The sequence below is a fragment of the Kitasatospora sp. NPDC023176 genome (assembly GCF_055560495.1).
The window spans coordinates 671,763-682,201 of the sequence record NZ_JBVHIP010000001.1 but is presented as its reverse complement, the minus strand read 5'-3'; the positions used below and the strand labels follow the sequence as shown (position 1 = coordinate 682,201).

The window sequence follows — 10,439 nt, the reverse complement described above, 5'->3', positions numbered from 1 at the left end:
GAGTGCGACGCACCATGTCGCTGATCGATCTGCTGGCCCGCCTGCGTGAGCAGGACATCCACCTGCGGGTGGAGGACGGAAGACTGCGCTACAGCGCCCCCGGCGCGGGACTCCCCGACGGACTGCGCGCCGAGCTCACCGCGCACAAGGGTGAGCTGATCGCCTTGCTGTCCGCGGGCACCGCCACCGACGGACCGCGGCCGGTGCCGCGCCGCCCCGACGCCACCCTGCCGGCCTCGCCGGTCCAGGAACGGCTGTGGCTGCTCGACCGGATGGAGCCCGGCAACCCCTCGTACCACATGCCCGCGGCCGTCCGGCTGACCGGCGCGCTCGACGCCGCCCTGCTGGAGCGGGCCGTCAACCTGATCGCCGCCCGGCACGAGGTGCTGCGCACCTCCTTCGAGGACCACGGCGGCCGCCCCCGCCAGCGGGTCGACGCCGAACGGCACATCCCCCTGGTCCAGTTCGACCTGCGCGAACTGCCCGAGCCCGAGCGCGCCGCCGAGGTCGCCCGCCGCTCCGAGGCCGAGGCCGCCGCCCCGTTCGACCTCGCCGCGGACCCGCTGCTGCGCACCACCCTGCTGCGCACCGACGACGACGAGCACGTCCTGCTGCTCACCCTGCACCACATCGTCGCCGACGGCTGGTCGGTGTCCGTCCTCGCCGACGAACTCGCCGCCCACTACCGGGCGCTGACCGAAGGCCGCCCCGCCGAGCTGCCGGCCCTGCCGGTCCAGTACGGCGACTACGCCGCCTGGCACGCCGAGTGGCTGGAGAGCGACGCCTGCGCCGCCCAGCTGGACCGCTGGCGCACCCGGCTCGCCGGCGAACTGCCCGACCTCAACCTGCCGCTGGACTTCCCCCGGCCCGCCGTGCGCACCTTCCGGGCCGGCCGGGCCGAGCGGAGCGTCCCGGCCGCGACGGCCGACGCCCTGAACCGCCTCGCCCAGCAGACCGGGGCCACCCGCTTCACCGTCATGCTGGCCGCCTTCAAGGTGCTGCTGCACCGCCTCAGCGGCCAGGACGACCTGATCGTGGGCATCCCCGAGGCCGGCCGCACCCGGTCCGAGATCGAGCCGCTGGTCGGCTTCTTCGTCAACACCCTGGCGCTGCGCACCGACCTCTCCGGCGACCCGGCCTTCCGCGACCTGCTCGGCCAGGTGCGGGACACCGCCTACGACGCCTACGCCGACCGCGACCTGCCGTTCGAGCGGATCCTGATCGACCTCCAGCCCAAGCGGCGACTCGACCGCACCCCGGTCTTCCAGGTCTTCTTCAACATGGTCCCGTTCGCCGAGCAGCGGCTCGAACTGCCCGGCCTGAGCGCCCGGTTCCTGCACGTCCCGGACGCCGGCGCCAAGTTCGACCTGACCCTCTACGCCGGCCTCGACGGCCGCGACCTCACCCTCGTCCACAACGCCGACCTCTTCACGGAGGAGCGGGCCGGACAGCTGCTGGAGCAGTACGTCGCCCTGGTCGAGCAGATCGCCGCCGACCCCGACCGGCCCGTCTCGGCGTACAGCCTGGTCACCGACCGGGCCCGCGCGGTGCTGCCCGACCCGGCCCGCCCGCTGGCGGCCGACTGGCGGGGCGGCATCGCCGAGGCCTTCGCCGAGCGGGCCCGCACCGCGCCGGAGCGGATCGCCGTCGAGCAGCCGGCCGGCCACTGGACGTACGGGCAACTGGCCGAGCGCGCCCACCGGCTGGCCCACCGGCTGCGCTCCGCCGGGGTCGCCGCCGGCGACGTCGTCGCCCTGTACGGGCCGCGCGGCGCCGAACTGGCCTGCGCGATGCTCGGCACCCTCGCCGCCGGGGCCGCCTTCCTCGTCCTGGACACCGCCGAGCCCGCCGCCCGGCTCGCCGAGCAGCTGACCCTCGCCGCCCCGCGCGCCCTGGTGCGCACCGACGGCGCCGAGGTCCCGGCCGAACTCCTGGCGCGGACCGGGGCCGCCCCGGTGCTGCCCTGCCGCGACGACCTCACCGAACAGCCCGTCGGGGTACCGCAGTTCATCCCCGGCCCGGACTCGCCCGCCTACCTGGCCTTCACCTCCGGCTCCACCGGCCGCCCCAAGGCGGTGCTCGGCACCCACGGGCCGCTGGCGCACTTCACCGCCTGGTACCGGGACGAGTACGGGCTCACCGCCGAGGACCGCTTCGCCCTGCTCTCCGCCCCCGGCCACGACCCGATGCTGCGCGACGTCCTCGTCCCGCTCGCCCTCGGCGCCACCGTCTGCGTCCCCGACCACGCCACGCTGCCCGGCCGGTTCGCCGACTGGGCCGAGGCGCAGCGGATCACCGTGGCCAACCTGACCCCGGCGACCCTGGAGTACCTGCTCGCCGGCCGGCCCGCCGCGCGCACCGCCCCCGCCCTGCGGCACCTGTTCTTCGGCGGCGACCGGCTGCGCGGACACCACGTCACCCTGGCCCGCTCGCTGAACCCGGACGTGACCTGCGTCAACTTCTACGGCGCGACCGAGACCCCGCAGGCGATGAGCGCCCACCGGGTGCCGGCCGGCGAGCCCGCGGCCGAGATCCCGCTCGGCTCCGGCACCCCCGGCTCCCAGCTGATCCTGCTCAACCCGGCCGGCGCCCCGGCCGGCGTCGGCGAACCGGCCGAGATCCACGTCCGCTCGCCCCACCTGTCCGCGGGCTACCCGGCGGACGCCGCGCTGACCGCCGCCCGGTTCCACACCAGCCCGGTCACCGGCGACCCGGCGGACCGCTGGTTCCGCACCGGCGACCTCGGCCGCTACCTGCCCGACGGCACCGTCCGGTTCTGCGGCCGCGCCGACCGCCAGATCCAGATCCGCGGCTTCCGGGTGGAGCCCGCGGAGGTGGAGGCCCGGCTGCGCGAGCACCCCGGCGTCGCGGACTGCGTGGTCGGCCTCCAGGGCGCCGACGGTGGAGACGCTGTTGACGGCACCGACGCCGGCGGCCCGCGCCTGGTCGCCCACTGGACCCCGGCCACGACCGCCGCGCCGACCGCCCGGGAACTGCGCGAGCACACCGGCGCCGTGCTGCCCGACCACCTGGTGCCCGCCGCCTTCGTCCGGCTCGACGCGCTCCCGCTGCTGCCCACCGGGAAGGTCGACGTGTCGGCGCTGCCCGCCGCGCCCGCCGCCGAGCGCGACGCGGACGAGCCGTACGCCGCCCCCGTCACCGAGGTGGAGAAGGCCCTCGCCGCCATCTGGGAGGACGTCCTCGGCGTCGAGCGGGTCGGCCTGAACGACGACTTCTTCGCCCTCGGCGGCCACTCGCTGCTGGCCACCGTGGTCACCCACCGGGTGCGCGAGGCGCTCGGCACCGAGATCGCCGTCCGCGCCCTGTTCGAGGACCGCACCGTGGCCGGCCTGGCCAAGCTCGTCGAGCAGCAGGGCGACGCGGTGGGCGCCGGCGCCCCCGGCCCGATCCGCTCGGTGGCCCGCACCGAGGCCGGCCTGGACGACCTGCTGGCCCGGCTGGGCGCCCTGACAGACGGGGAGGGATGACCGGATGCGCTGGACCGAGAAGCTCGCCGCCCTCACCGCCGCGGACCGCAACCGGCTGGGCCGGCTGGTGGAGCAGGAGGGGAGCGTCATGAACCTCTTCCCGCTCTCCTACACCCAGGAGTGGGTGTGGTGGAACAGCCGGCTGCAGCCCGCCTCGCCGATGCACAACGTCTCCGCCACGCTGCGGCTCGACGGCCCGCTCGACCCCGCCCTGCTGGACCGGGTGCTGCGCGAGATCGTCACCCGGCACGAAGTCCTGCGCACCGGCTTCCACGTGCTCGGCCGCACCGCCGTCCAGGCCGCCGAGGAGCCCCCGGCCGGCCCGCTGATCACCGAGCGCGACCTGCGCGCGGTGCCGGACGGCGAGCGGGAGGCGCAGGTCCTCGCGCTGGTCGGGCAGGAGCGGGCCCGGCCGTTCGCCCTCGCCGAGGGCCGACTGCTGCGGGCGCTGCTGCTGCGCACCGCCGAGGACAGCTCACTGCTCGCCCTGACGACCCATCAGATCGCCTTCGACGACTGGTCGATCGGCATCCTGGTGCGCGAGGTGGGCGAGCTGTACGCGGCCTTCCGGGCCGGCCGGCCCTCCCCGCTCGCCCCGCTGCCGGTGCAGTACTCGGACTTCTCGCTGTGGCAGCGGCAGTGGATGGACGAGGCCCGGATGGAGGCCGAGTTCGGCTACTGGGAGTCCCGGCTGAGCGGCCTGCCCGCGCTGCTGGACCTCCCGGCCGACCTGCCCCGGCCCGCCCAGCGGTCCTTCCGGGGCCGGGTGCTCGACCTCCCGCTGGACGAGGCCGTCACCGAACGGCTGCGCGCGCTGTGCCGCGGCACCGGCGTGACCACGTACATGGCCCTCACCGCCGTCTTCCACCTGCTGCTCGGCCGCGCCACCGGGCAGTCCGCGTTCGCCACCAGTACGCTCACCGCCTACCGGACCCGTCCGGAGGTGGAGCACGTGATCGGCGACTTCGGCAACATGATCGCGGTCGTGGCGGCGCCGAACGGACCGGGCACCACCTTCACCGATCTGCTGGCGGCCACCCGCAGCGCCGTCCTGGAGGCCCAGGAGCACGCGGACATGCCCGCCCACCGGATCACCGGCCGGCTGCGGCCCCGCCGCGAGGACAGCCACAACCCGCTCACCCAGGCGATGTTCCTGAGCGTGCACGCGATGAACTCGGTCGCCGGCGCGGACCTCGGGGAACTGCGGGTGGGCTTCGCCCGGATCGGCGAACCCACCGCCTCCAGCGCCTTCGACGTGGAGGTCCGGCTGGTGGAGAAGCCGTCCACCCTCACCGTGCAGTTCGTGCTCGCCGAGGACCTCTTCACGGCGGCCGGCGCCGCCCGGCTGGTGGGCCAGTACGCGGAAGTGCTCACCGCCGTGCTGGACCGCCCGGACGCCCCGACCGCCGAACTCGGCGCCCCCGCCCCGGCGTTCCCGGCGGCCGAACCCGCCGAGGGCATCGCCGAGGCGGTCCGCCGCGCCGCCGAACTGCGCCCGCAGGACGTGGCGTTGGCGACCGCGGACGGCCCGCTCGGCTACCGGGAGCTGTGGCAGCTGGTCACCGGGGTGCCCCAGGGCTCCCCGGCGGACGGCCCGCTGCCGCTCGCCGACATCGCGCCCACGCCGGCCGCCGCCGCCCGGCTGCTCGCCGCGCTGCGGGACGGCCGGGGCGTCGACCCCGGCACCGGCCCGGTGCTGGAGCCCGCCGTACTGGCCGCGCTGGGCCGGCTGTGGGCCGACCGCTGCCAGGCCGGACCGGGCACCCGCTGGTCGGCCGCCGCCCCCGCGGGCACCGTGACGGCCCTGCTGGAACTGCTGGCACCGCTGGCGGCCGGCGCCGTCGTCGTCCCCGCCGGGGCAGCCGGCCGGCTGCCCGAGGGCGGGGCGGACGTCGTTGTGCTGCCCGCCGAGAACGTGCACCGCACGAACCCGGCGGCCCTGGCCGGGCTGCGCACCCTGGTCCTCACCGGCGAGCACGGCCGGCTCCCGGCCGGCACCGACGGGCCGGTCGTGCTGCGGGCCGTCGGCCCGGCGGGTCTGGAGCTGTGGCCCGTCCCGGCCGGCGCCGACCACGGCCGCGGACCGGCCCTGGCCGCCACCGCTGCACCCGACCGGCTGCGGCTGTGGCCCGCGGACGCCTCCGGCCGCCGGGTGCTGCCCGGCGCCGTCGGCGAACTGCGCGTCGGCGGAGCGGCGGTGCCCGGCGGCGAACTCGCCACCGGACTGCTGGCCCGGGAGGCCGCCGACGGCGGGCTGGAGCTGCTCGGCGCCGCCGCCGAGCAGCGGGTCGACCCGGCCGGCTACACCGTCCGGCCGGCCGAGGCCCGCTGGGCGCTCACGGCGCTGCCCGAAGTCGCCGACGCCCGGGTGGAGTTCGACGAGGACGGCAAGCTGACCGCCCGGATCACCCCCCGGCCGGCCGGGGCCGCCGACCAGGCCCCCGACGCGGCGGCGCTCACCAAGCGCCTGCGCACCCTCCTGCCCGGATACCTGCGCCCCGCCCGGCTGGTCCTCGACCAGCCCGACGGGCCCAGCCCGCACCACTGAACGACGCCGAGAGAGAAGCGGTGAACGCATTGAGCAAGGCCGACCACGGCGGCGGGACGACTCCCGCCGCACCCGATCCGCGCGACTGGATCGTGCTCCGGGGAGTACGGGAGCACAATCTGCGGATCGAGGAGCTGGCCGTGCCGCGGCACGGAGTCACGGTGTTCACCGGCGTCTCCGGCAGCGGCAAGTCCTCGCTGGCCTTCGACACGATCTACGCCGAGGGCTACCGGCAGTACCTGGACAGCCTGTCCGCGTACGTCCGCCGGAAGCTGCCCAAGGTGCCCAAGCCCGCGGTGGAGTGGATCAGCGGCCTCAGCCCCACGGTCGCCATCGAGCAGCGCACCATCAGCCGCAACCCCCGCTCCAACGTCGGCACCATCACCGAGATCTCGGACCGGCTGCGGCTGCTGTTCGCGCGGGCCGGCCGGCACGAGTGCCGCGGCTGCGGGCAGCACATCCACCCGCGCGACGTCGGCGAGCACCTCGCGGCGCTGGCCCTGGCCGCCGCCGCCGAGCCGGTGGAGCTGTACCGGCCCGCCGTCGGCGAGGAGCCCGGCGGGCGGGTCCTGCTGCTGCCCGCCGCCCCCGGCGAGGAGGACCTGGCCCGGGCCCGGCAGGCCGTCGAGGCGGCCCACCGCGACGGCGGCCCGCTGGTCGCCCGGCGCGACGGCGCCATCGTGCGCCACCTGACGGCCGGCTGGATCTGCCCGGACTGCGGCACCGAGGCCCGCGCCACCTCCTCGCACTGGTTCACCCCCAACTCCCCGGCCGGGATGTGCGAGGAGTGCCAGGGCCTCGGCTTCACCTACCAGGTGGACCCGGCGCTGCTGGTCGGCGACCCGGAGGCCTCCGTCCGCTCCGGCGCGCTGACCTTCTTCGGGGACCGCACCCGCAGCAAGAAGACCTGGTGGCCGCTGCGCGAACTGCCCACGGTGCTCGAACTGGCCGGCGCCGGCCTGGACACGCCCTGGCACCTGCTCCCCGAGGGCGTGCGCGAGCTGGTGCTCACCGGCGCCACCGCGCGGCCGCTGCCGGAGCCGCTCGCCCGGGAACTGGAGCGCAAGCCCTTCGACGGGCTGGCCCAGCACCTGGAGCGGCTGTTCCGCGAGGCGGACTCGCCCGAGCGCAAGTCCTTCTACCAGGTGTTCATGGCGGCCCGCGGCTGCACCGCCTGCGGCGGCACCCGGCACCACGCCGAGGCGCTCGCGGTGCGGCTGGCCGACCTCAACATCGCCGAGGTGAACGCGCTGCCGGTGGCCCGGCTGGCCGAGTGGCTGGCGGAGGTCCGCGCCGAGCTCGCCACCACCTTCCTCGCCGAACTCGCCGAGGAACTGCTGGTCCAGATCGGCACCCGGCTGACCTTCATGCTCGACGTGGGCCTGGGCTACCTCTCGCTGGACCGCTCCGCGCCCACCCTGTCGGCGGGCGAGGGCCAGCGGCTCCGGCTGGCCCGGCAGCTGGGCTGCGGGCTGGTCGGCGTCACCTACGTGCTCGACGAGCCGTCCATCGGCCTGCACGCCAAGGACAACTCCCGGCTGATCGCGCTGCTGCGGCAGCTCGCCGACGCGGGCAACACCGTGCTGGTGGTCGAGCACGACCAGGAGACCATGGAGACCGCCGACCACCTGGTGGACCTGGGCCCGGGCGCGGGCATCCGGGGCGGCCGGGTGATCGCGGCCGGCCCCACGGCCGAGGTGATCGCCCACCCGGAGTCGCGCACCGCCGCCTACCTGCGCGGTGAGCTGGTCGTCGGTTCACCCCGGGAAGGGCGGCGCAGCCCCGGGGAGCACTGGCTGAGCATCCGCGGCGCCCGGCTGCACAACCTGCGCGGGGTGGACGCCGCCATCCCGGTGGGCCTGCTGACCTGCGTCACCGGGGTGAGCGGCAGCGGCAAGAGCTCGCTGATCACCCGCACCCTGCAGCCCGCCCTGGAGCAGGCCCTGACCCACCGCCGGGCGCCTGTCGGGCCGTTCGCCGAGCTGTCCGGCTGGGAGCGGTTCAGCCGGGTGGTCACCGTCACCCAGGAGTCCATCGGCGCCTCCTCCCGCTCCACCCCGGCCACCTACGTGGGCATCTTCGACGAGATCCGCAAGCTCTTCGCGAAGACCGAGGAGGCCGTCCGCCGCCGCTGGTCCACCGCGATGTTCAGCTTCAACACCGAGAAGGGCGGGCGCTGCGACCGCTGCGCGGGCAAGGGCACCATCCGGATCGAGATGCTGTTCCTGGCGGACTTCTCGGTGCGCTGCCCCTCCTGCGACGGGCGCCGCTACCACCCGCGGGTGCTCGAAGTCACCTACCGGGGGCGGGACATCGCCCAGACCCTGGACCTCGAGGTGGCCGAGGCGCTGGAGGTGTTCGGGGACATCCCGGCCGTCGCCCACCCGCTGCGGATGCTCTGCCAGGTCGGGCTCGGCTACCTCGCGCTCGGCCAGGACACCACCACCCTCAGCGGCGGCGAGGCCCAACGCCTCAAGCTCTCCCGGGAGTTGATGCGGCGGGACGACGGCCGCACGCTCTACCTGATCGACGAGCCGACCACCGGGCTGCACTTCTCCGACGTGGAGGTGCTGCTGGGGGTCGTCCACGACCTGGTGGACCTGGGCAACACCGCGGTGGTCATCGAGCACAGCGTCGAGTTCGCGGCGGCCTGCGACTGGATCGTCGACCTGGGCCCCGGCGGCGGTGAGAACGGCGGCGAACTGGTGGCCGCCGGGCCGCCGGAGGAGGTGGCCGCCCACCCGAGGAGCGCACTGGCGCCCTATCTGGACCGCCAGCTTCACGTCATGAAGAGCAGAGGAGGACACAGTGCCGGCACCGAGCGCTGAACCGGTCATCGACGTCGTCGCCGCGTTCGAGCGGTGGACGGCCCGCGAGCCCGGACGGCCCGCCGTCACCGGCGAGGGGCGCACCTGGACGTACGGCGAACTGGGGGCCGCCGCCGACCGGGTGGCCGCCCACCTGCGGGCCCTCGGCATCGGGGCGGAGAGCCGGGTGGCCGTACTGGCCGGCCGCACCCCGGAGATGCTCGCCGCCCTGGTGGGCGTCCTCAAGGCGGGCGCCGCGTACGTTCCGTTGGACCCGGCCTACCCCCAGGACCGGATCGGCTACATGCTGGCCGACTCGGGCGCCGCGGCCGTGCTGGCCGAGCGCCGGCACGCCGGCACGCTGGCGTACGACGGCCCGGAGCTGGTCCTGGAGGAGCTGGTGCGCGGCGGGCCGGACGCCCCGGCGGCCGACGCCCCACCGGTGCTCGACGGCCAACTCGCGTACGTGATCTACACCTCGGGCTCCACCGGCCGCCCCAAGGGCGTGCTGGTGCCCCGGGGGGCGATGAGCGAGTTCGTCGCCGCCGCGGTCGCCCTGCTGGGGCCGGTGGCGTCCGCCACCATGGTGGCGACCTGCCCCACCTCGTTCGACTTCTCGGTCTGCGACATCTTCGCCCCGCTGTACGCGGGCGGCCGGGTGATGCTGGCCCAGGACGTGTTCTCGCTGGTCGAACCGGACGGCTGGGTCACCGGTGACGCGGTCTGCGCGGTGCCCTCCGCACTGGCCCAGATGGTCGCCCTGGGCGGCCCGCCACCGCGGGTCAAGGCCGTCCTCACCGGCGGCGAGGCGATGCCCAGGGCGCTGCTCGCCGAACTGCGGGCGCGCGGGGTGACTCAGGTGTTCAACATCTACGGGCCGACCGAGACCACCGTGTCGGCGGCCGCCTGCCTGCTCGACTGGGACGACCGGATGGTGTCCATCGGCACGCCGTTGCCCGCCGTGCACGCCTACGTGCTGGACGAGGAGCTGCGGCCGGTGCCCGACGGCACCTCCGGCGAGCTGTTCGTCGGCGGCGCCCAGGTCACCCGCGGCTACCAGGGCCGCCCCGGGCTGACTGCCGAGCGGTTCCTCCCGGACCCGTTCTCCGGCGCCCCCGGCGCCCGGATGTACCGGACCGGGGACCGGGTGTGCCGGCGTCCGGAGAGCGGCCTGCTGGACTACTTCGGGCGGCTGGACGCGCAGGTCAAGGTGCGTGGCTTCCGGGTCGAACTCGGAGAGGTCGAAGAGGCGTTGACATCCTGCCCCGGTGTCGTACAGGCTGCGGTAGTACTCCGTGACGATCTTCCCGGCGGTTCCCGCCTGGTGGCGTACACGGCCCCGGCCGGCCCCTCCGCGCCGACCGGGGAGCAGCTGCGGGACCACCTCCGGCGCAGCCTGCCGGAGCACATGGTGCCCAGCCAGTTCGTCCCGCTGGACGCACTGCCGCTCACCCCCATCGGCAAGCTCGACCGCAAGGCGCTGCCCGCGCCGGCCCTGCGCCGGTCCCGGGCCGAGGTGCTGCCGGGCCGCTGACCGCGGGAGGTCCATTCCGCGGAAAAGCCGGAATTCCCATTCCCACCTTTCTTGCACGAGCC

The 10,439-nt window shown here is 75.6% G+C and carries 4 protein-coding genes; all 4 read left to right on the top strand.

Annotation, left to right across the window (positions count from 1 at the left end):
* Positions 1 to 14: 14 nt before the first annotated feature.
* Genes ACZ3YL_RS03300 through ACZ3YL_RS03285 form a run of 4 tightly spaced genes read left to right on the top strand, consistent with a single transcriptional unit; the run spans position 15 to position 10,377 of the window.
* Positions 15 to 3,488: an amino acid adenylation domain-containing protein gene (locus ACZ3YL_RS03300; protein WP_465655032.1), complete on the top strand. Its 3,474-nt coding sequence runs from the start codon at positions 15 to 17 to the stop codon at positions 3,486 to 3,488.
* 4 nt (positions 3,489 to 3,492) lie between these two features.
* Positions 3,493 to 6,036 carry a condensation domain-containing protein gene (locus ACZ3YL_RS03295; RefSeq protein ID WP_465655031.1) on the top strand — a complete coding sequence of 848 codons (2,544 nt, stop codon included), beginning with the start codon at positions 3,493 to 3,495 and terminating at the stop codon, positions 6,034 to 6,036.
* A 20-nt stretch (positions 6,037 to 6,056) separates the two neighbouring features.
* Entirely contained in the window at positions 6,057 to 8,864 is a 2,808-nt protein-coding gene (gene uvrA, locus ACZ3YL_RS03290; protein WP_317621499.1) for an excinuclease ABC subunit UvrA, read from the top strand.
* A complete protein-coding gene (locus ACZ3YL_RS03285) occupies positions 8,845 to 10,377 on the top strand; it encodes an amino acid adenylation domain-containing protein (protein ID WP_188309672.1) in 1,533 nt (510 codons plus the stop codon). The genes uvrA and ACZ3YL_RS03285 overlap by 20 nt, the downstream gene beginning before the upstream one ends.
* The last annotated feature ends 62 nt before the right edge of the window (positions 10,378 to 10,439 follow it).

Bases quoted from the DNA above. Each gene is read 5' to 3' on its own strand.
- ACZ3YL_RS03300 (WP_465655032.1), top strand. From the start codon at position 15: ATGTCGCTGATCGATCTGCTGGCCCGCCTGCGTGAGCAGGACATCCAC.
- ACZ3YL_RS03295 (WP_465655031.1), top strand. From the start codon at position 3,493: ATGCGCTGGACCGAGAAGCTCGCCGCCCTCACCGCCGCGGACCGCAAC.